This window comes from Paenibacillus polysaccharolyticus (assembly GCF_023714295.1).
Classification (GTDB): domain Bacteria; phylum Bacillota; class Bacilli; order Paenibacillales; family Paenibacillaceae; genus Paenibacillus; species Paenibacillus polysaccharolyticus_A.
On the sequence record NZ_JAMAUN010000004.1, the window covers coordinates 94817 to 114639 of the forward strand.

The 19823-nt window shown below is 42.8% G+C and carries 23 protein-coding genes and 1 tRNA gene; 5 read left to right on the forward strand and 19 right to left on the reverse strand.

The features are described from left to right. Positions 1 to 3: 3 nt before the first annotated feature. Positions 4 to 603, reverse strand: a complete 600-nt coding sequence (locus M3629_RS13025; RefSeq protein ID WP_154957732.1) for a hypothetical protein — start codon at positions 601 to 603, stop codon at positions 4 to 6. Between the two features lie 421 nt (positions 604 to 1024). Continuing rightward, positions 1025 to 2326, reverse strand: coding sequence for an MFS transporter (locus tag M3629_RS13030; RefSeq protein WP_251506827.1), 1302 nt, complete (start codon positions 2324 to 2326; stop codon positions 1025 to 1027). 177 nt (positions 2327 to 2503) lie between these two features. Here M3629_RS13030 and M3629_RS13035 point away from each other — a divergent pair, with 177 nt between their 5' ends. Next, positions 2504 to 3979, forward strand: coding sequence for an aminotransferase class I/II-fold pyridoxal phosphate-dependent enzyme (locus tag M3629_RS13035; RefSeq protein ID WP_251507434.1), 1476 nt, complete (start codon positions 2504 to 2506; stop codon positions 3977 to 3979). A 216-nt stretch (positions 3980 to 4195) separates the two neighbouring features. Here the strand turns inward: M3629_RS13035 and M3629_RS13040 are convergent, their stop codons facing one another. The 8 genes from M3629_RS13040 to M3629_RS13080 all read right to left on the reverse strand — a co-directional run bounded on the left by M3629_RS13040 (position 4196) and on the right by M3629_RS13080 (position 12978). Then, on the reverse strand, positions 4196 to 4513 hold the full coding sequence (locus M3629_RS13040; protein ID WP_090923684.1) for a DUF1292 domain-containing protein: 318 nt from the start codon (positions 4511 to 4513) through the stop codon (positions 4196 to 4198). Positions 4514 to 4611: 98 nt separating this feature from the next. Then, on the reverse strand, positions 4612 to 5166 hold the full coding sequence (locus M3629_RS13045) for a copper amine oxidase N-terminal domain-containing protein (protein WP_251506829.1): 555 nt from the start codon (positions 5164 to 5166) through the stop codon (positions 4612 to 4614). Between the two features lie 477 nt (positions 5167 to 5643). Further along, complete coding sequence (locus M3629_RS13055) at positions 5644 to 5832, reverse strand: hypothetical protein (protein WP_251506833.1); 189 nt, start codon at positions 5830 to 5832, stop codon at positions 5644 to 5646. 264 nt (positions 5833 to 6096) lie between these two features. Further along, positions 6097 to 6516: an organic hydroperoxide resistance protein gene (locus M3629_RS13060; protein ID WP_090923686.1), complete on the reverse strand. Its 420-nt coding sequence runs from the start codon at positions 6514 to 6516 to the stop codon at positions 6097 to 6099. Positions 6517 to 6751: 235 nt separating this feature from the next. Then, positions 6752 to 8476 (reverse strand): CotH kinase family protein, encoded by a 1725-nt coding sequence (locus tag M3629_RS13065; protein WP_251506836.1) that lies wholly within the window; start codon positions 8474 to 8476, stop codon positions 6752 to 6754. Between the two features lie 157 nt (positions 8477 to 8633). Next, on the reverse strand, positions 8634 to 10733 hold the full coding sequence (locus M3629_RS13070; protein ID WP_251506848.1) for a M1 family metallopeptidase: 2100 nt from the start codon (positions 10731 to 10733) through the stop codon (positions 8634 to 8636). Positions 10734 to 11027: 294 nt separating this feature from the next. After that, the gene (locus tag M3629_RS13075; protein ID WP_251506862.1) at positions 11028 to 12653 is read right to left on the reverse strand and encodes a recombinase family protein; all 1626 of its coding nucleotides are present in this window, start codon (positions 12651 to 12653) and stop codon (positions 11028 to 11030) included. A gap of 253 nt (positions 12654 to 12906) precedes the next feature. Next, a tRNA-Val gene (locus M3629_RS13080) sits at positions 12907 to 12978 on the reverse strand. A 196-nt stretch (positions 12979 to 13174) separates the two neighbouring features. On the opposite strand from M3629_RS13080, the gene M3629_RS13085 reads away from it, so the two are divergent. The 3 genes from M3629_RS13085 to M3629_RS13095 all read left to right on the forward strand — a co-directional run bounded on the left by M3629_RS13085 (position 13175) and on the right by M3629_RS13095 (position 14556). Continuing rightward, positions 13175 to 13456: a hypothetical protein gene (locus tag M3629_RS13085; protein WP_251506864.1), complete on the forward strand. Its 282-nt coding sequence runs from the start codon at positions 13175 to 13177 to the stop codon at positions 13454 to 13456. 271 nt (positions 13457 to 13727) lie between these two features. Further along, the gene (locus M3629_RS13090) at positions 13728 to 14171 is read left to right on the forward strand and encodes a GNAT family N-acetyltransferase (RefSeq protein WP_251506866.1); all 444 of its coding nucleotides are present in this window, start codon (positions 13728 to 13730) and stop codon (positions 14169 to 14171) included. A 148-nt stretch (positions 14172 to 14319) separates the two neighbouring features. After that, positions 14320 to 14556 carry a DUF3892 domain-containing protein gene (locus M3629_RS13095; protein WP_090923789.1) on the forward strand — a complete coding sequence of 79 codons (237 nt, stop codon included), beginning with the start codon at positions 14320 to 14322 and terminating at the stop codon, positions 14554 to 14556. 104 nt (positions 14557 to 14660) lie between these two features. On the opposite strand, the gene M3629_RS13100 is transcribed toward M3629_RS13095, so the two are convergent. From M3629_RS13100 to M3629_RS13115, 4 genes are all read right to left on the reverse strand, one after another. Then, complete coding sequence (locus M3629_RS13100) at positions 14661 to 14942, reverse strand: hypothetical protein (protein WP_251506867.1); 282 nt, start codon at positions 14940 to 14942, stop codon at positions 14661 to 14663. Further along, on the reverse strand, positions 14926 to 15153 hold the full coding sequence (locus M3629_RS13105; protein ID WP_090923691.1) for a hypothetical protein: 228 nt from the start codon (positions 15151 to 15153) through the stop codon (positions 14926 to 14928). The genes M3629_RS13100 and M3629_RS13105 overlap by 17 nt, the downstream gene beginning before the upstream one ends. A 210-nt stretch (positions 15154 to 15363) precedes the next feature. Continuing rightward, positions 15364 to 15693, reverse strand: coding sequence for a DUF3889 domain-containing protein (locus M3629_RS13110; RefSeq protein WP_251506870.1), 330 nt, complete (start codon positions 15691 to 15693; stop codon positions 15364 to 15366). Positions 15694 to 15750: 57 nt separating this feature from the next. After that, positions 15751 to 16065: a hypothetical protein gene (locus M3629_RS13115; RefSeq protein ID WP_251506873.1), complete on the reverse strand. Its 315-nt coding sequence runs from the start codon at positions 16063 to 16065 to the stop codon at positions 15751 to 15753. Positions 16066 to 16353: 288 nt separating this feature from the next. Here M3629_RS13115 and M3629_RS13120 point away from each other — a divergent pair, with 288 nt between their 5' ends. Further along, the gene (locus M3629_RS13120; RefSeq protein ID WP_251506875.1) at positions 16354 to 17256 is read left to right on the forward strand and encodes a manganese catalase family protein; all 903 of its coding nucleotides are present in this window, start codon (positions 16354 to 16356) and stop codon (positions 17254 to 17256) included. 160 nt (positions 17257 to 17416) lie between these two features. Here M3629_RS13120 and M3629_RS13125 read toward each other — a convergent pair whose 3' ends face one another. From M3629_RS13125 to M3629_RS13145, 5 genes are all read right to left on the reverse strand, one after another. Further along, positions 17417 to 17800, reverse strand: a complete 384-nt coding sequence (locus tag M3629_RS13125; RefSeq protein ID WP_251506897.1) for a DUF5071 domain-containing protein — start codon at positions 17798 to 17800, stop codon at positions 17417 to 17419. 3 nt (positions 17801 to 17803) lie between these two features. Beyond that, entirely contained in the window at positions 17804 to 17923 is a 120-nt protein-coding gene (locus M3629_RS13130; RefSeq protein ID WP_251506941.1) for an Imm53 family immunity protein, read from the reverse strand. A 12-nt stretch (positions 17924 to 17935) separates the two neighbouring features. Further along, complete coding sequence (locus tag M3629_RS13135) at positions 17936 to 18397, reverse strand: hypothetical protein (RefSeq protein WP_251506944.1); 462 nt, start codon at positions 18395 to 18397, stop codon at positions 17936 to 17938. A gap of 73 nt (positions 18398 to 18470) precedes the next feature. Further along, positions 18471 to 19229 (reverse strand): barstar family protein, encoded by a 759-nt coding sequence (locus M3629_RS13140; protein ID WP_251506948.1) that lies wholly within the window; start codon positions 19227 to 19229, stop codon positions 18471 to 18473. A gap of 119 nt (positions 19230 to 19348) precedes the next feature. Further along, positions 19349 to 19792 (reverse strand): hypothetical protein, encoded by a 444-nt coding sequence (locus tag M3629_RS13145; protein ID WP_251506952.1) that lies wholly within the window; start codon positions 19790 to 19792, stop codon positions 19349 to 19351. Between the last annotated feature and the right edge of the window lie 31 nt (positions 19793 to 19823).

A 19823-nucleotide genomic window follows, 5' to 3' on the forward strand; every position in this document is an offset into this window, starting at 1 on the left:
GTCTCATCCTTCCAGCATCAGCAGATGCCCGGACAATCGCTGCAGTGCTTCACGGCATGCATTGGCCTTCTCTGTATTATCGATCTGTACAGCATCATACAGGCGCTCCAGTTCATCATCGATCTCCATACGCAGTAGCATCAGCCGTTCTTCGCCTTCGCGCGAGAGGAACATTTCTTCCATCTCTTCCGCCGTAGGCGCAGGTTCTTTTTGAAAAATAACCCGTTGCTTGAATCCCGACACTTCCACCAGACGAATAACTTCACCAAACAGAATATTCTCCACCGTCATCTGCTGATCCTTGAAGCGTTTCACCACAGCATGCCCGCGTGTATCGCCAATCAATTTCTCCAACCACTCTGCGAGCTTGGCATCCTTGATCAGATAATCTCCTGTCATTTTATAATTCCCACTGCGTGTTTGTTGAAAACGGAGCTTTACCAGCTTACGTCCGGTGCGGACTGACAGGATAAAGAAGGATTCGTCCTCGCTCCAATATAGTGAATACCCCTCACGAATTAGGTCTTTGATTAGATTTTGGATATGCCGACGGTTGAACCGCAGCTCCAGATTGCAATATTCAACTTCATAACTCTTGTTCACGGCACTCCCTCCATCTGTACCGGATTGGCTCCGGCCTCATGTTTCAAGCGCTTGTGTTACATCGGCTTACCCTATTTTATACTTCATTTTATGTAAGGGTACTTGGTTATTTGACTATTTTTCACGGAATACGAATCCGAATTGAAGCTTTCCGCAGGTGCACAGGGGCAAGCCCCCGGTAATTCATTGTATTACGGACGTAAAAGGGCAGAAAATACAGCTGACTTTCTGGGGGCACAGAAGAAATTCGAATCTCTTCTGCTCCAATTTGTACAAGTGACAAAATCATGATCATTGTGTTGTACAGCCGGATGCCTCACTTCATTTGCACTAATTGACGACTCCCAGGCATCACATCACAACAAAAAAGAAGATCCTCAACCCTGATCAGGTTATGGATCTCCTTATTTCTATCCTTCATCTATCCAGCAGGTGCAGTACGATAAGGCTTGCGTGCCAACACAAAGTGAACGACGAAAAGTCCTGCCATTACAAGAGCGCTAGCGATAAACGGAGCCGGATGACTGATGTGGTCCCACAACAACCCCGACACAATCGGACCAAAAACCATACCCGAACCTTGCAAAGTAAGGAAAAATCCCCAAATTGCCCCCCGTTCCCCTTCCGGAATCAGTGTGGCAACAAATGCATTCCAAGCCGGAAGAATCATCGCATAACTTACGCCGACAAGCATGACAATGCCGAAAACAACAGGAATGGCTGTCACGATCGAGAAAACAAACAAACTGGCTGCCGCCATCAAAAACCCGATATTCAGGAACGGCTTCGTGCCGAACTTGTCCACCATTTTCCCAACAGGAAGCAGTGCGATGACGGTAATCCCTCCTCCTGCAATGAGCAGTAGGCTGTACAGATTGGGCGAGATATTCAGATCTGTTCGTGTATATAGGGTAATGACAGGGCTAAGCAGACCAATCACAAATGACTGCATAAACAGCGCAGGATAGACCAGCGGATTGACATTAAGCGTGCTGCGCACCCGATGTAGCGTACGCTTTACGCTCTGTTGCAACCGAATAAACGGGGTAAGAAGATTCGGCTTGGCCGGATATTTCTGATTTGTGGGCATTCGGTGTTCTCCAGCATCTCCTGCTTGCCCACCTTGTGCCACAACGCGGCCCGGAAGAATTATAGCAACCAGGATGACCAGAATTGCACATCCCATGAGAACGAGGAAGATTGTACGGTAATCATGATCGGTCCGCTCCAGCAGCCAGTTCATACCAACAGGACCGAGCCCCGTGCCCCCCAAAGCCGCCATTTCCAGCGCACCCATCGCTGTTCCATTTTTGTTCTGCGGGCCTGACATCGCAGTTACTCCCGTCATTGCACAAGGCCACAAAGGCGACGTACCGATTCCGAGGATGAGACAAGCCATCGACAGCCCGACGGCACTTTTGAGAAAAAGAATCATGATTACGGCAATTAACGTACAGATCAGAGCCGTTACCATCGTGACGCGAAAGCCGATGCGCTCTGCCGCCCAGCCTGAAGGGGCTCTGAACAGATTATCCCCCAGATATTGAAGAGCAAATGCTACGCCGATAACGCCAGCAGACAACCCCAGAATATTGTCCATATATACGGGGAGAACGGCGACCAGCAGTGCCCCCTTGATGATCTCTACTAGAAAAAGTGTCAGCCACATCGCGATAAAAAAAGGCGATCTCAGAATCTTGGCTGGTTTGATGTCGGTTTGCATTCTTTTTCCCCTTTCAAGGTTCATTTACCGGTCCTCTACACATAGTGTAACCGGGCACATGACAAGCAAATCTCACCAATTCAAAAATTTGTCGTTCATACCGCTTGCATTCAGTGCTTATTTTGCTATACTCATCTTTGTTTACCATTTTACTTAGGAAGGGTTGTGACAGCACTGATGAATCACCACCGTACGCCGCTGTTTACCGCTTTGAAAGATCACGCGGCACTCAATCCCGTACAGTTTCATATTCCGGGACATAAAAAAGGATTGGGAGCGGATACCGAATTCCGTGAATTTATAGGCGATAACGCCTTCTCCATAGATTTAATCAACATCGCACCACTCGATGACCTGCATCAACCCACAGCTGTCATTCGCGAGGCACAGATGCTGGCCGCGGATGCCTTTGGAGCCGATTATACCTATTTTAGTGTACAGGGTACAAGCAGTGCGATTATGACGATGATTCTATCGGTATGCGGACCTGGGGACAAAATTATCGTGCCCCGCAACGTACACAAATCTGTCCTGTCTGCCATTATTTTCTCAGGAGCCAAACCTGTATTTGTGTCTCCTGCACAGGATGTTAACCTTGGCATCGATCACGGTGTAACCATTCAATCGATCCGTCGTGCGCTTGAGCGTCACCCGGATGCCAAAGCTCTATTGGTCATTAATCCAACCTATTACGGTGTATGTACGGACCTGAAGTCTATCGTAGAGCTGGCTCACAGCTATCAAGTGCCAGTTCTGGTGGACGAAGCACACGGGGTACTTATTCATTTCCATGAGGATCTACCGCTGTCGGCTATGGCCGCTGGAGCCGATATGGCTGCCACAAGTGTGCACAAGCTTGGGGGGTCGATGACACAGAGCTCTGTGCTGAATCTGAACACCAAGAACGGATTCGTCAATCCACAACGTGTACAGACCATTTTGAGCCTGCTGACATCCACATCCACGTCATATATATTGCTTGCATCGCTGGACACCTCCAGACGTAATCTGGCGCTCCACGGCCATGAAATTGCGCAAAAGGCCATTGACCTTGCAGAGTTTGCACGACGTACGATTAATGACATTGATGGCTTGTACTGTTTCGGAAAAGAACTGTTAGGCACCGAAGCTACTTTCAATTATGACCCAACCAAAGTCACAATTCATGTGCGCCATCTCGGCATTACAGGCTACGAAACCGAGAACTGGCTACGTGAGCATTATAATATCGAAGTAGAGCTTAGCGACATGTACAATATTCTGTGCCTTATCACGCCAGGTGATACAGATGACAGCGTGAATATCTTGCTTAATGCGCTTCAGGATCTGTCCCGTACTTATTATCAGGTCAATCCTGCGCATGAACTGGTTGTCAAAGTTCCAGACATCCCGCAGCTGATGCTGACACCCCGCGATGCTTTTTACGGAGATACCGAGGTTATTCCTTTCAAGGAGTCTGCTGGACGCATTATCTCGGAGTTCATCTATGTGTACCCGCCAGGTATTCCAATCCTACTTCCAGGCGAGGTTATTACGCAAGAAAACATCGATTATATCATTGATCATGTCGAGGTCGGATTGCCGGTTAAAGGACCCGAAGACCGTAGCGTAACTAATGTCAAAGTTATCGTAGAAGCTGACGCTATTTTCTAAAATGGCATTCAGGTCTGAGATGAGAGCGTGAAAGACACGCAAAACTAAAGAATTTGAACATAAAGCTTGAAAAGTGAAGGATCAGGTCTAACACCTGGTCCTTTTTAATTTCATTTTTGGTGAATCTCTGTCTCCGCACCAGCCTGACAATCCAAGCCAACAACAAAAGACCCCCTGAAATTCAAGGAGCCTTCATGTTATATTCCAAAATATTGACTATTCTTGGGAAGCAACCAGTTCGTTGTATGCCGCTTCAACACGGTTCCACTCTGCTTCGTCTTCAATATTGTAGAGCACCATTTCCTCGTCTTCTTCTTCCATACGCAGGATGATGCCGTCAGCTTCAGGATTGTTGCGTTCCAGCAGAAGTGCATAAACGTGATCTTGCACGTCAAACGTTTCTACCAAAACCATCTCCACGTCTTGACCGTTCTCATCAGTCAATGTGAGAAGGATCTCTTCGTGTTCATGATCGTGATCATGGTCGTGACCGCAACCGCAGTTATCTCCATGCTCGTGTTTGTGATCGCTCATTGTAATACCTCGCTTCATCAATAGAAAATGTGTAACCTTGCATATCGTAACATGTTCACAGAGCCAGGTCAATTTACAAGGACAGCGTTTATTGGCCTTTAATCATTTAAGGCTGTAATGATTTTTTCGGCGACCAGAACATAATTGCTGTTTGCATTTTCTTTAATATGAAAACCGACCTGATATTTGCCAGCACGACTAAAATCATAAGTGAAATCATACGTACGGAACCAGAAGTTGTCCTTCTGCGTAGCCAGATCCTGTGCCTGAATATCCTTTACCTGACCGCTCGGATCCGTTATGGTGACTTTTACGGCAGCCACATCGGCTGTGAGACTATCGACCTGTGAGAACACGTTAAATTTCAATTTGCCCACGTTAACGTTCCCAAAAACAGTGTCTCCCTTGAAGAGAAAAATATGTACGTTCGGCTTAATCACCGTTACTCGCTTGTTAGTATTGTCCCACCGAGTAATGCCTCCAGCCTCTCTAACAGGTACATAAGTCGTTCCATCAATCAAATAACCACCGTCAGACGCTTCCTTGCCGTTGATGAGCACACGAATCTTCTCGTTCACAGAGTCCGCAAATAATAAAGACCCGCCCAGCAAGGAGAATACCATGACACATAGCAGCACTCTTTTCCATTTCATCCCGTCAATATACCCTCCCTTGCTGTTAGCTTGTATGTAGATTTATACTGCGAACGGCTCCACAAAGTTGCGCTGTTTTTCATCATTTTTCATTTTTTATCCAAAATATTTACCACGCTCTGGTAAACACAAAAAAAAGGCTATCCTCTTTTCAGGATAACCTATTGTCTCGCTTATTATATATGCGTCATTAGACGAAGTGTCATGAAGATACGTGGCGAGTGAGAATACAGGGAACCCCTATGCCGACTGTCCCGCCTTCTCTCATTCGTGCAGCATATTCCGTCCCTCGTGAGCAAGGTGTCTTGCAGCGTTCACATACATCGGATGTGACCAGCTTCATGGATACACGCATCTTGTCACTTTTTAACGCGGGAGCTTTTTTTCCTTTTGCCTTTGCCATCACGGATTCCCCATTTCCCATAATGCTGACTGAATAGTGCATCATATGGGGAAACGCCCAATTGTGTGAATACCTTAGAAAACGTATTTAAATACTAAAAAGATAACGAATAGAATCCCCCCTAGAATCAGCCAATTGCTGATCTCCCACCAAATACTTCTTCCTCCACCGGAGATGAGTTGCTGTGATTTCTCTTCATGACGCTGCAGGTGTGTGTATGATTCCGATCCATCCGGCGGCTTGTTAAAATCTTTAAAATCCATATCATGCACCTCTTTTTCGGTGATCTCAATTCATTTTGTAATTTGATTTAGTTGGATAAGTTTGCACTTTTATGAATAGTTACGGCGATATCCACCCAAAGTTTCAACATACATTTATTGAGTTATAGATTGTATCTTAACTCCATCTCACCGAAGCCAAAGTTTAATCCTAAGCGAGTATAAGCAAAAAACCTCCAATTCCTCGGAGGTCTTTCTCTGTGGCATTTATTTCATTCTATGAGGAACGTTACGTAACCTGTCTGCTTACGCCTGCTCCACTTTAACGTTAACATTACCTTTGATCGCTTTGGAATAAGGGCAATATTCATGAGCAAGTTTCACAAATTTTTGAGCCGTTTCTTCATCCAGACCGAGAATTTTTACTTCAAGCTCCACATCCAGCTTTACACCACCATCTGCCGGGTCCGCTACCAAGGCAACAGTTGCAGATACTGTGCTGCGTTCAATCGTTACATTGTGCTTTTTCAATTGAAATTCCAACGCAGAGTTAAAACATGCACTGTATCCTGCTGCGAACAATTGCTCCGGGTTAGTCGCTGTTGTGACTTGACCTCCAAGTTCAGGGGGTGTAGCTACATCCATCATAAATACGTTATCCGGGGATTGTACGATCCCTTGGCGTCCACCTGTATTAATAACTGTCGTTTCATATAGAGTTTTCATATTAAAATTCTCCTCTTCCGATTTAAGTTTTTGTTATATGTTTTGAACATGTTTTCTTTTAACTTGTCTACAAATTGATTGTATACAATTTAATTTGGTTTGTAAATAGTTTTTTAAAATAAAAAAAGAGCGACCTTGTAAGGTAGCTCTCTATATTGTTTTAAGGCAAAACCAAAGCACAAACATTCGTGTAATCTCAAATACCTAGCAATGGAAAACGGAATGACATCTGAGTTTATTGGGATGTATCCGATTTTGATGTTTCAGATTGCTCCGTTTTTTCACTCTGTTGATTTTGATTTCCGGAATTACGATTGAACCCTGGGCCTCCAAATCCACCCCTCATGCCGTTTCCTTTGAGACCATCTCCCAATTTGTTTAGGTCAACGGAAGATGCATCGATCAGCTTATCCGCACTCGCTTTTTGCCCTTCTGTAGTGGAAGGGATCGTTCCATCAAGCTGTCCTTGAATGCTCTCGGCACGCAATGTTCCTAATTTGGTCAATTCAGCAACAGCTTCTTTATACTTGTCATATGTCACGAACGCAGTCGCATCATTTTTTACGTAATCCGTAATCAGATTGTTTAACGTCTCTACCGTTTGCTCAAATTTTCCGTTGGCAAAATAACCGTCCACGATCTCCTGCAAGTATTCATGGTACTTCGCTTTGTACTCAGGAACCTCCAGCAACTTGCTTAGAATCGGCCGTTCTTCCATCGTTACGCCCGATAACGGAGTATCAATGGCAAGATTGACCACATCGGATGCGGAACCTGCCTGGAATCCACCAAAAGCCATATTGTAGTCCCAAGGCAACATACTGATCTTGCCGTTATTCTCGTATAAATAATAGTTATGCCCCATATTGGATGTGTAACTATCCATGTTCACAACCACATTATGAGCTGCAAAATATTTGAGCACAGCATCCACATCCACATACTTCTCAAGATCGGTGCCCGAATTCAAGTTTTTGAGTGCCTCAACCACACGTTTTTCATCTTCTTCCGTCGTTTTGGTCCTTGCATTATCAAAAATGCCAGAATAACTGGACACTTTATCATCCGTATACACTAAGGATACGCCGTTCGTGCCGCCATTCATTCCACCGCCTCTGCCGAACCCCCGACCACCCTCTCCGCGAGTGTTGGCAGTCTGAGATTTGGCATCGCCTGTTCCTTCACCTTGATCGCTTGGTGGCTCCATGCCTTCAGGAGGCTGACGGTCTCCCATCCCTCCAGCATCCCCTTCTGTTGGCGGGTTCCCCATTCTCATTGGGTTTCCCATTCCGCCCGCTCCCATATTGCCATCGTTATTGGGTTTGTAGATCTCTCCTTCACCATTCTTCGCACGTGCCAGATATCCGCTGTCTATGTCTTCAACAGCCAAATATAACCCCCACGCCTTTCCGTTTACGTTAATGTTGGCAAAAGAAAACAGCGGTGCATCAACTCCGATATAACTCATGATGTCATAGCTGAGATACTCTTTCATATAACTGGCGTCGGAAATCATATTATTCACGACCATTTTATCAAGACCATTCCAGGTCTGACCTTTGACGTATTTGTCAAACTTGATTTTGAAACTATACCGATCGGTTGAATCGTCCTGTGCCACTTGCCTCAAACTGGAGTTTCCTTTGGCTCGTATACCTACATTTTCTATTGTTGTTCCATTGATCGTTACATTGGCCTTGATATAGTTTTCCTCTGTTGCCGTATCCAGCATCTCCTGCCAGGCATCCTCATCTACATCAATGGAGAAAGACATCACTTCTGTTTTATTGAAGTTTTGTGTGTAATCCAGCGTTTTCGCCTGATCCTCTGTGGATTGGTTCTCTGTAGTTGTAGTCGTTGTTGTTGATTGCAGAGCTCCACTCTCATTGCTACAAGCCGCTAATAACATCGAAGCAATCACTGTAGTTGTCATAACATTTCGCCATTTGTTGTTTATCATGCCATTTCCCACCTTTTGTTCTCTTTTATATTCCTGCTACAGAGAAGTTTAAAAGAGAAACCTTAAATGGAACTGAACAAGCAAAAAGAGCCGCCTTCTAGTGCGACTCCTCATAAACATTTCTTTTTTCACTTCTACTTTATGGTGGCTAAATGCATCATTCGACTTTTTTGCTATCTTTCAATTTACCGTTGCCATCCAGCTCATAGGATTGGTAAATGTCATTAGAGAGCGTTAGAGATTCCAGAATCTTCTCCATAAAGGATGCTGATGCCTTGGTACTGAGATGGTCGCCGTTCCAATAGTAATGAATCAAGAGACGATTCTGATTATACGGATGTTTAATGGCATACGCTCCGGAATGTCCTGCTGTTTTCATGGCATCTTTCCAGTCCATACCGATGTTACCTGCCCGGTCGTTCATGCTTTGTTTCAGAGCCTGCACAATACCATTTGACTTCGCATTACCAACAAGAATGAGGTTACTGCTGCCAATCTCACGTTTCAGCTTCTGCTTCAACTGTTTTCGATCCCGAACTACATCGTACTTCATGCCAAATACATCAAAAATCTGAGTTAACTTGCTGGTCGCTTGTTCCTGTTGTTTTGCTGCTTCTTTGCTCACCTGATCTCCAAGTACAATGGTTAATGGCTCCCCTCGAAAGGACTTTTCCATTAAACGAATCATCACTTCGTAAGGCAGATTTGGAATGTTATTCAACACTGCTTCATACTGCGGCTGATAGGCATCATGCATATATGCTGCAAGTTCCTTCTCCGACATTTGATATTCCTGCTTAAGCTCGAATCCTGGCTTCCTTAGAGCGTTTTCCATGTCTTGGCGCTGTTCTTTGCCAAGCACATCCTCAATAGTACCAAGTAATCCATCGATTGTAGCGTTTTGATAGACAAAGCGATTAAAATACTCCTTCATGAACGCATCAAATTTTTGTTCACCAACAGAGCGATATAATTGATAAATGGCCTGACGTCCCTTTTGGTAAAATACATAATTAGCCATGTCTCCTACTTGTTCATTCGTAGAAGCAATGGGTAGATCAATAGGTGACGGATCGAGCTGAATCGATCTGAACCCTCCCAGCTTATTGCCCTGCTTTTCTAAAAAATACACCGTGGAGAACTCGGCAAAACCTTCATCCAAAAAGGATTCCGTTTCTGAATTGTTCCCGATTAAAGCATGGAACCACTGATGTGCAATCTCATGTATAAACGTGGTATCCTCTTCAGGCGATAACCCCGCAGGACGCTGCGGCATCTGTATTAATCTTGAATACTCCACGCCAAAGCCATCCACATAAGTCTCGATGACACGAAATTCGGGATATGGATATTTACCATATTTCTCACTGTAGAACGCTATGACTTTAAATGCATAATCAATGTATTTGTCCACCGCAGCTTTTTTGGCAGGATCATCACCCGAATAAAAATATTCCACGGTTAGACCATTACGCGTCTCACGTTCTACCTTTAAGTTGGCGCCAGCAAAAAAAGCAAATTCTCTGGTGTTCGCTGCGTGCGCTGTAACCACTTTCCGTCCTTGTTCAGTACTGTTTTTGGAAGTGATATCTCCCGGCATGACCATCTGATATGACTCAGGCACATTGAACTCAACATCGAAATCGGATGAGGTATAGTAATCACTCTCGAATGAAGTGCTGTACGGTGTCTTATTCCATTGATGTGTAGTCTCGTCATACACAGACATCACAGGAAACCAATGTGCTCCGTTGACCTGATCCTTGTAATACGATATTCGTTGCATGCCATAAGGAATGTCGATCCGATAATCCACTTGGAAAGTAATTGACTGACCCGGTTGTAGAGGTGCCTTCAATTGTACATGTAATGCCTGATCTTTCTTATCAAAAAGAAGCTTCTCTCCTTGCTGCGTCACTTCCACAATATCCATCCCGCCCAAAAAATCTGACGCTTTCTTCTCCGGGTGTTCTTTGGCTATTTGCTCATTCTGGTCTGTATACATAATTGTTTGTGTTGCTTTGGATCGATTCGCATCTGCATAGGTATGCATGACCAACTCTTGAAGGGTATCTTTGCTCGTATTCGGGTAGGTCACCGTCTGGCTACCCTGTATTGTCATATCTTTTTCGTCCAGACGTGCTTTGATCTGGTACTGAATCGGGGATTGTTCTTGAGACATGGCTTGTTGTGAGCGCATGCGAAAAGCTTGTTGCATCTGGAACGCTTTCTGCGTTGTCTCAGAACTCGCAGCCAAGCTCTCCCCCTTCGAAGAGGTGGCATACGTAGTGTGGATAAATGAGGATGTTGTGAGCGCCAGTACCATTGTGCTTAATATGGCCTTTTTAATCACGTTTTTGTTAGTAGAATGGTTTTTTGAAGCGTGCATTTTCTCTCTCCTCTGTTGTATGTTGTTTGCTTACTACAACAATAAGAGATCAATCTTACGTTGAATTTAGGTTTGGTTTAAATTTTGTTTAAAAATAAAAAAAGAAGTCCTGCTATGCAAGACTTCTCACTATAATCAGTAGTGCACTCCCCCTCACCTGTGTCAACTCCCTGAATATTTACTTTCACTCGATAAATGTCCCAAAAACTCTTTAAGTCTAACCTTGATCTCTACTGAAATTTTCTCTTTGCTGACGTAAACAACATCAATCATCGTACTTAACATCATTTTCTTCTTTTCCGTTGACGCTTCATCAAAAACATCTTGCCAAACCGGAATATACTCCATTAATGTTTCCAGTTCAGACAATTCAATCTTTTTAGAGGATAGTATTTTTTCAGTTTCATTCATCTCTTTGGTAGTTTGAGTAATCTCCAATTCCTTCTTCTCGATAAGATCATTAAGCATCTTTGGTTTGAAGGCGCTTTTGCCCATAATTGATTTTGGGACTTCGGCGTTAAGAACGGATAGCTCATTATAATGTTCTTCAAGTATAGACTGCAGCTTTTTAATTTTTTTCTCTTCCTCATTTGATATTTTGTTTTTGATTAAATCCATTTCCGAACTAAAATCTATTGTTTCGAGTTGATTTAAGTGACTATTTACTTGCTTCATTACTTGTCTCTCAACCATCTTAGAAGAGAAAGTAGCTTGACCACTACAATCGGTTTTCCCTTGTAATTTTCCGGTGCACCGATAACTTTTATTTTGATTGTATCTAAATATTTCTCCATTAGCAGCCTTATATTTATTCACAAATGTTGTTGAAGTTAGCCTTGAGTTACAACACCCGCATCTCGCTATTCCAGTTAGAAGTAAACTTCCTTTTGTGCTCATCGGCACAGAACTATCATTGTTTTGCTTACTTTTGGGATTCTTTTTTTCTCTAATATCTTGAGCTGAATTCCACTCTTCTTCGGATATTATCATTAATTCAGGAATAGGTTCAGAGAATACGGCGTCTCCCGATCCTTTCCTATATCTCATTATTCCTTTATAGATAGGGTTTTTAAGTATGACATTCACAGTAGCCGCCCCCCAATGTTTAGCCTTTCTTGTGGGAATATTCTCTTCGTTCAACAATTTAGCTATCCTTAGTTGTCCGTATCCTTCGTCTAGAACCAGTCGGAACATCCTTTGCACAACCAAAGACTCTTCTTCGTGTATTACTAATTTAAGCAACACCTTGCCCTTTTTATTAAATTTGCCGGAATCAACACTTCTATACCCATATGGTATACCGCCACCTCTAAATATGCCATCTTCCACCATTTGCATATGCTTTTCGTTCACGCGATTAGAAGTTCTTCTACTTTCTCCGCTCGACTGCCAGAATCTAAGATAGTTAATCACCCTATCTGCATTTACTTCAATTTTTTGTTGCCCTTCTATTACAGACCACATTTCAATTCCTCTGTTTACAAACCACTCAAGTACAAATGGTGTCTCATCATCTTTTCTACCTAATCTATCAAACATGAATACTAGCAGTACATCGAATAATCCATTTTCAGCGTCATCTTTAGCCTGTTTAATTACATCTCGGTTGGAAGCAGATACTTTGAAACCTGAGACTCCTCTTTCAGAATATTCTTTTACTAACTTCCACCCCTCCTGCTTTTCAATCATTCTTCTACAAGCTCGCTGCTGCATTGGTATATCATTTCCATCCAACTGTCCTTTTGTAGATACGCGATATAGGGTTGCAACCCGTTTAATTTGCTTCAATTAATTCACCACCATATCTTTTTTCTGTTATATATTCAAAACTCTCTATAACTGCTTTTACAATTAACTAGTACTTCGATTATAGCATTAAATCAATAAAATATATTAAAGACCACCCCATATTTTTGTAGGTAGTCTTCTGGTTCGTACCATATTCAGTTATCTTTCTAGATAGTAGTTTTTCATTTGAATTAAGATAAAGCAAAAAACAGCCGTGTATGGGCTGTCTCGGCTGTAAATATTGTTTTATGTATAGGACGAGTGGGGATCGAACCCACGACCCTTACCCTGTCAAGATAATGCTCTCCCGCTGAGCTATCGCCCTTCATTAATTAGATTATATACAGTTACAATTTTTGATTCAATTGGACGCCTCATATATAAATCAAAATCCAATGAAGTAACAGTATCATACCAAGTAAACGTGTTCATTGTCAATCACTAAATTGGTTTTAAATCATCCATATTGGAGCACAATAATGGAAAGCTTACAATATTCTGCAATAGGAGAATGTATAGTGATGATGAATAAAAATACTGACCAATCGCTTAATCCACACCATAACAATAAACACCATAATAAATACTGGAAGCTAACTGCTACTCATGTTGCTGTTTTGCTCATTCTCACCTGTACCTTGACTGGTTGCAGGCTGGAACGGGACGAGCATACGGTACAATTTCAGCAATTGCACCAACCGAATGAACAAAATGAATCGCTGCCTGTCTGGATGGACGTCTACTCCAAATCCGTAAATCAAGAGGTATACTCCCCTCAGGGAAACAGTGAGTTATTGCCTTGAATGGCAGAGTCAGATCTAGAGCCTTTATCAGAAGTACATACTCACTCTTCTTCATCCCATTTGTGTGAGTATGCCTTCTTGGTCACATAGTATAACAAAGCGATCATGCCCGCCGACATAAGCAATGTAATGGTCATAATAGCCGCCATTCCCATGACTCTCCCCTCCTCCAAAGCCCCAATATGTACCAAACTTAACTATACAGGAAAAGTATTTTTTTGTATAATGCAGTCTGAACTTGTGCGCATGGAGCAGAAAGAAGGAATCGAATTTGGCAGCAGAGATTAGTTATGTCACAACAGAAGAAGAATTAAAGCAAGCTCTTGGTATTCGCCGTCAGGTTTTTGTTGTTGAGCAACAAGTGCCTGAAGAACTTGAAATAGATCAATACGATGTTATCAGTCCTGACGTGCATCATGTATTGCTTCATACCGATGGGCAGGCTGTCGCCACAGGTCGTCTGATCTATTACAGCAAAGATACGGCCAAAATGCAGCGAATTGCTGTACTGGAATCCTACCGTTCTTTCGGGTATGGACGTGTGCTCCTGTTAGCGATGGAGGAGCTTGCTCGCGAGCTTGGATTAACCTACTCGCTGCTGGATGCCCAGTGTCAGGCGCAGAAGTTTTACGATAAACTCGGTTACGAAGTGATTTCGGAAGAACCTTTTTACGATGCCGATATCCTACATGTCCGTATGAGAAAAAGCTTATAAGCCAGTAGCACAACTCCGTATCACAGGCACTACCTCCATTACAGAGCTAATCTCGGAATGTTGCAAAGAATGCATACTTCTCCCGAATTCGGACAGGCTAACAGGGTAAACCTATTCCCATTTGGTCATAGAAGGAGAGTGTGACATGATGGATCAGACAACACGCGAAACGTTCACAGCAGTACAAAAGAATGGTGACGGTGACTTGACCGCCTTCCAGACATCGACAGGCCGTATTTTGGATTATCAGCAAGCTCTGAACGAAGTGAAGGCTGGAACAATCGCTGGTGTGAATGTATTCAAAGGCAAGGATGGAGAAATGTATATTCGCGGCGATGCCGACGGCGACCCGACCAACAACCTTGACCAGCTTCCGAATTTCTGATAAATGTATTCACGATACAGCGCCAATCCTTATGGATTGGCGTTTTTGCTGTAACTTCTGCAGAAGTCTGCTACACCTAGGCGTACTACTCGCCCCTCAACGAATCAGTAATCCGTAAAATATTTTACTGCATTGCCAGCAGGTTGAGCTTTCCGCATGGGCTTGGGTTCCTGTTCCCAGGCCTGCAAAATCTGTATATTTTCCAGCGTAGATCGTTGAGGCCAAGAGATATATCCGTTCTGTTCAAGCGCCTGTAGTGACTCCCGTATGTGCGCCGGCTTGCGCCCTGTCTTGGTTTCCAGTTCATCCATACGTGGAATTCGACGTTGCTGACCTGCATAGTTGACAATAATACGCAATATTTTACGTTCAAAGTCGTTCAGCATACTTCAGTTCTCCCTTCCGATTCCGATCCGTTACAGGGCGCCATGCCAGAATATTTTGCTCCAGAAAAGTCCGGGGTACCCCTTCCATCCCATCAGATGCCCGAATTACTCCGCCTCGCATGCTGTTAATTCGAATCTGCCGTTGCGTAATCTGTCCCGCACGATCCATGTACACAAGCTCCACCATCTGGCCAACATACTTTCCTAGCATGGTCATCCCTCCAATAAGAACGTTTGTTTTTATTAACCATTATATGCGAACATAAGTTCTTTATTCAATAACAAAAAAAGGAATTTAAGAAAATAAAGAAACCAGACATGCTCCGCGTAAAACGGAAGTCTGGTTATTCAGGTGAAGATGGGAAGGTAACTCGTAACTCATATTATGCTCATTGAGAATAAGAACTCATTTCCCAACGTGCTAGTGACGATCTGATTCAGAAAATTGCACTGTTTTTAACTGTTGCGTATTCGGATTAAAATCCACATTAACATAAACAGCAAATTGCTTGCCGTCTTTGGCACGAACCCACAGCTTGAACTGTTCTCTGGACTGATTCGCGCTAAGCGACGAACGGCCGATATGTTTGTAATCCAGAATGTCGACATTGTACTTCGTTTGGGTTTCCTTCACGGCGATGATGCCCCATTTCGCATATTCCGGAATGTTGCTGCTTGCTGCAGAAATGGTCGTTGAGATGCCTGCGAAACCTAGAACAAGCGTTAATATCGTTATAAAAAGCACTCTCATGCATTTCACTCCTTGGGAGAATGTGTTTTCTGATATCGTGCCCGTTCGGATTACATTTTACACCCAGATTCGCAAAATCCAGACCACTGGCAACAGCCAAAATGGAATAACCGGCATCAGTTTAACCAATGGATCTACCTCGGAAGTATTACTGAAGCTCATCCCCCAATCCCCGGAAAGAAAATCCTGCTCTGCCTGGGACTCTTCTGTAGGCTCTAAACCATACTTCTCCATAAGTATTTGCCTTGTCTGTTCATCCACCTTAACATCATCCCCCACACCGCTTGCTACGACATGTGCACCGTTTATGTACGTTAACATCATGATTAAACTCATCATTAAACATACGATATGTATCCATCTAAATCTCATATGTATTCCTTCCTTTCTTCTTCGAATCCATGACCAAAGATCAGCGCAACACATAGAACAACTTGTCTGATTGTACATAATAATTATGAAAATGGAAATACCAAACGGTGAACCATTCAACATGTTACTCAAGCAGGTGTAGCAAATAGTACATGCCCCTTTAGACCCATTTCATAGTTTATCTGTTTAAAAAATCCATATTTCGTGTAATGGGCTTTGACTGACCAAGCTAAATCCAACGTCCGCCCGAGTCCATTTTCACCCCATATTCGAGGAGGTTATATCTGCATGTTCAAACGTCTGGATGAAATTTTGATTGAAATTCCCAACGTCGAAAAGCCTGATCCCAATGCAGCAGCAGCTATACAGGAATTACTTGGTGGTAAATTTGGAGAAATGTCCACACTGAACAACTACCTCTACCAATCCTTTAATTTTCGCTCCAAAGAAAAACTGAAGCCTTTCTATGACCTTGTCATGAGTATTACGGCCGAAGAATTAGGACACGTTGAGCTGGTATCCCATGGAATTAACCATTGTCTCCGAGGATCAACCGAATATAAAGAACCTGATCAGACGCCGCTAGGTTCCGTTAAGGATGCAAGGCTGTCATATCATTTTCTGGCAGGTGCACAAGGCGCGATGCCTTTTGATTCGATGGGCAATCCGTGGACAGGTGCCAATGTCTTCAACAGTGGCAATCTGGTAGAGGATTTGCTACATAATTTCTTCCTCGAATGTGGGGCCCGTACGCACAAGATGAAAGTATACGAAATGACCGATCATCCCGCAGCTCGCGAAGTTGTCGGTTTCCTGCTCGTGCGTGGAGGTGTGCACGTGGTGGCATATGCCAAAGCGATTGAAATCGCGACAGGTGTCAATGTAACCAAACTGATCCCAATCCCTTCTCTGGATAACAAAGCCTTCAACGAGGCTCGTAAATACGAAGAAAAAGGCGTACACACCAAGCTGTACACCTATAGTGATAAAGACTTCAATGCCATCGACCAGATCTGGAAAGGCACACATCCCGAAGATGGACAACCTCTGGAGGTCATTCAGGGCATTCCTCAAGGCTTCCCAATCCCCGGCGCTCCGGCGGTGGAGGAAGAATTCGCACCGGGCATCTCACAAGAGGACTTCAAGGAGATTGCACGTCGCCTGAAAATGGCGGGGAATATTGCTGATTAAGAAACAGGTTGTAGTTGGCCTATATGAAAGAAAGCCCTCAAACTCTACTGTTTGAATGCAGTAAAGGTCTGAGGGCCTTTAGAATTAAATAAATAAATTGAATATATGTAGTTACTCCTTAACAAATTGCAATTTTCGGACAAACGTACCGATTTCACGACTATAACTGGTTCAGCATAGGTACGATGACTTCGTCCAGTTCCTCAAGTATCTCGCTATCCGTGGGACATTTTATGATTCTTTCTAAATCAGGTTTTAACATACGCAGACATTCTAAAGGTAATCGAGAGATTAGCCCAGTCAGCATAAAATACTCCCAAGTACAGTCTCTTGTTTGAAATACATATTGAATATGAGGAATCAATTCGTCTCCGAATCTTAACAGCAAATCCTCCACGGGCTTCGAAATCGGCCAATTCCCATCCTGCAACCACTCCATAAGTTCGGGTAAAATATCTCTCAGTTCATCGTTACTCCGTTTGGCAAGTTTCTCTACGGATTCGACATCAAATTTATCTTCAGGTAACATCGTTCTGATATTCATTCGTTATTCCTCCTCATACCAGCCCGGATTATCGATCGTTTGAATTTTCACACCATACACATGCTCCCATTCTCCATCACAGTTCTGATCATACCTGTGTTGAATCCACGTTAAAGTCTCCATAACTAACCTCTCCTAATATTCGTGCAGTTGTTCCACTCCGTGAATTCGATTCAATTCCGTTGCCAGTTCTTGAAACTCCGCTTCTTCCAATCCAGCAATAGATAATTCGTAGTATTCCACATTCTCAAATATCCGGAATCCATATTTTATTGCCCGCTCTCCATCTAGGAGAGGATCGAACACAATAACGTTAACAGCACAACCTTCATGTTGAACAAAAAATTCAATCTCATGGACATTTTGAATGATGAAACAATCTACTTGTCCCGTCCGTGTTGTAAGTTCTTTGAAAGGCAACATTCTTGTCTGAAGCACAGTGTCATACTTCCGGCCTAACTTCTGTGTAATTTCATACGAGTCCTGGTATATAACAATTCCGATTGGGAATGGATGCGAATAAAATGCACGGATAATCTCAATCGCTTTTTGAGCCCGGCTTTTATCTATGGGGAATGAGAAATAGTAATTATTCATGAACAACCTCTCTATTTATGTACTATTTATATACTATCTATTATTGATCAGATTACCCATGATTCTTATAAGATCAACTATAAACTAACGTTACATTTCCATCCGCTAGCACTTCTTTTAACTGTTGAAAATAACCCTCTTTTAAATACCATTCATGATCTACATTTTGAAGAATAATTACGAATGGTGCTTTGGCTCCAAATCCACCACAAAAGCAGTCGGACAAACTATCCAAGTTAAATCCATAGTATCCTCCTGGACCGTTAATAGCCTCACCTAAGGCACAATAAAAAGAAGAGGAGTCCTCAATGTTAGTCGCATCCATGTGATATATGCCATTCTGCCGCTCCTGAGAATGAAGCTGGGTTCCTCGATATAATCGGGCAACTTCCAACCATCCGATTCGTTGTTCTAGAGATAGGCCTACCCATTCGTTCGTATTAGCTAGAGGTTTTCTTCGCATATTCCAAATGAGTAGACTCTCTTCTGTTGCCACTTGGGACAAATCCCCAACCAGTTCAAACTGTGTTAAAACTTCATTAAATTCTGTAAATCGATTATATGAAAGAGGTTCTCTAAGTACAAAATAATATGATCCTATTGAATTCTCTTCGTGATCAAGAATAGTAATCTCTATATTGTTAATACTAATTTGTTTCTCCTTACAGTAAGCTACCAACTCATCATTATATTGAAAATGCACTAGCGTTACTTTATGAAAGTCCTCATCACCGACGGTTTCGGTAAAGTTTCCAGTCAACCTAACCAAATCCAAGGATTTTCCAATGGTCAAACTACTCTCTTCATCAACTAAAGAATACCGATTGATCATCTAGTTTATAACTCCTTATCATTTTGTGACTTGCCTTAATTCGTAACTGTCTCTAAAATACGAAGTGTTTTAAACGATGATGGATCATTGGCTTTGGAAGCATAAATTACCGGGCTCTCTTATTGACTTAACTCAAAAATTTCTGCCGAGTCTGCATCAATACACTGTTGCAATAACTTCACTAATTGCTCCCGATCTAAATTCTGAAAAGCTTCGGAAGTAAATGTTGCTAAAATATAATCGAAAACGACTTCCTTACTTCTTGAGATGTACACATCATAATCAAAAGCGGCGACTGTAAAGTTCTCAGGTAATGCATATATTTCGAGAGATTCAATGTCTTCACTATTCTCAAAAGATTTTAAAAGCTTCTTTTCCATCCGAGCTAAAGTTTTAATTTTCTTGCCGGAAAATAAATCTCCAGAAATTCCAATATAATTGGGCTCAAGGTTAAGACTGTTGATTATTTGTTTCGACAAATGATAAAAAGCTTGCCATTGTGACATATCATCTGATTCTATTTTTCCATACAAGACTATTGAAGTCGTTAATCTTGAATCCATATGTTGCCTCCACATTGGAACTTTAGAATAC

Bases quoted from the DNA above. Each gene is read 5' to 3' on its own strand.
- M3629_RS13040 (WP_090923684.1), bottom strand. From the start codon at position 4,513: ATGAGCGATCACAAACACGAGCATGGAGATAACTGCGGTTGCGGTCAC.
- M3629_RS13110 (WP_251506870.1), bottom strand. From the start codon at position 15,693: ATGAGAGTGCTTTTTATAACGATATTAACGCTTGTTCTAGGTTTCGCA.
- M3629_RS13035 (WP_251507434.1), top strand. From the start codon at position 2,504: ATGAATCACCACCGTACGCCGCTGTTTACCGCTTTGAAAGATCACGCG.
- M3629_RS13125 (WP_251506897.1), bottom strand. From the start codon at position 17,800: ATGAATATCAGAACGATGTTACCTGAAGATAAATTTGATGTCGAATCC.
- M3629_RS13030 (WP_251506827.1), bottom strand. From the start codon at position 2,326: ATGCAAACCGACATCAAACCAGCCAAGATTCTGAGATCGCCTTTTTTT.
- M3629_RS13095 (WP_090923789.1), top strand. From the start codon at position 14,320: ATGGATCAGACAACACGCGAAACGTTCACAGCAGTACAAAAGAATGGT.
- M3629_RS13060 (WP_090923686.1), bottom strand. From the start codon at position 6,516: ATGAAAACTCTATATGAAACGACAGTTATTAATACAGGTGGACGCCAA.
- M3629_RS13100 (WP_251506867.1), bottom strand. From the start codon at position 14,942: ATGCTGAACGACTTTGAACGTAAAATATTGCGTATTATTGTCAACTAT.
- M3629_RS13115 (WP_251506873.1), bottom strand. From the start codon at position 16,065: ATGAGATTTAGATGGATACATATCGTATGTTTAATGATGAGTTTAATC.
- M3629_RS13085 (WP_251506864.1), top strand. From the start codon at position 13,175: ATGATGAATAAAAATACTGACCAATCGCTTAATCCACACCATAACAAT.
- M3629_RS13105 (WP_090923691.1), bottom strand. From the start codon at position 15,153: ATGCTAGGAAAGTATGTTGGCCAGATGGTGGAGCTTGTGTACATGGAT.
- M3629_RS13045 (WP_251506829.1), bottom strand. From the start codon at position 5,166: ATGAAATGGAAAAGAGTGCTGCTATGTGTCATGGTATTCTCCTTGCTG.
- M3629_RS13055 (WP_251506833.1), bottom strand. From the start codon at position 5,832: ATGGATTTTAAAGATTTTAACAAGCCGCCGGATGGATCGGAATCATAC.
- M3629_RS13135 (WP_251506944.1), bottom strand. From the start codon at position 18,397: ATGAATAATTACTATTTCTCATTCCCCATAGATAAAAGCCGGGCTCAA.
- M3629_RS13065 (WP_251506836.1), bottom strand. From the start codon at position 8,476: ATGATAAACAACAAATGGCGAAATGTTATGACAACTACAGTGATTGCT.
- M3629_RS13120 (WP_251506875.1), top strand. From the start codon at position 16,354: ATGTTCAAACGTCTGGATGAAATTTTGATTGAAATTCCCAACGTCGAA.
- M3629_RS13140 (WP_251506948.1), bottom strand. From the start codon at position 19,229: ATGATCAATCGGTATTCTTTAGTTGATGAAGAGAGTAGTTTGACCATT.
- M3629_RS13130 (WP_251506941.1), bottom strand. From the start codon at position 17,923: ATGGAGACTTTAACGTGGATTCAACACAGGTATGATCAGAACTGTGAT.
- M3629_RS13145 (WP_251506952.1), bottom strand. From the start codon at position 19,792: ATGGATTCAAGATTAACGACTTCAATAGTCTTGTATGGAAAAATAGAA.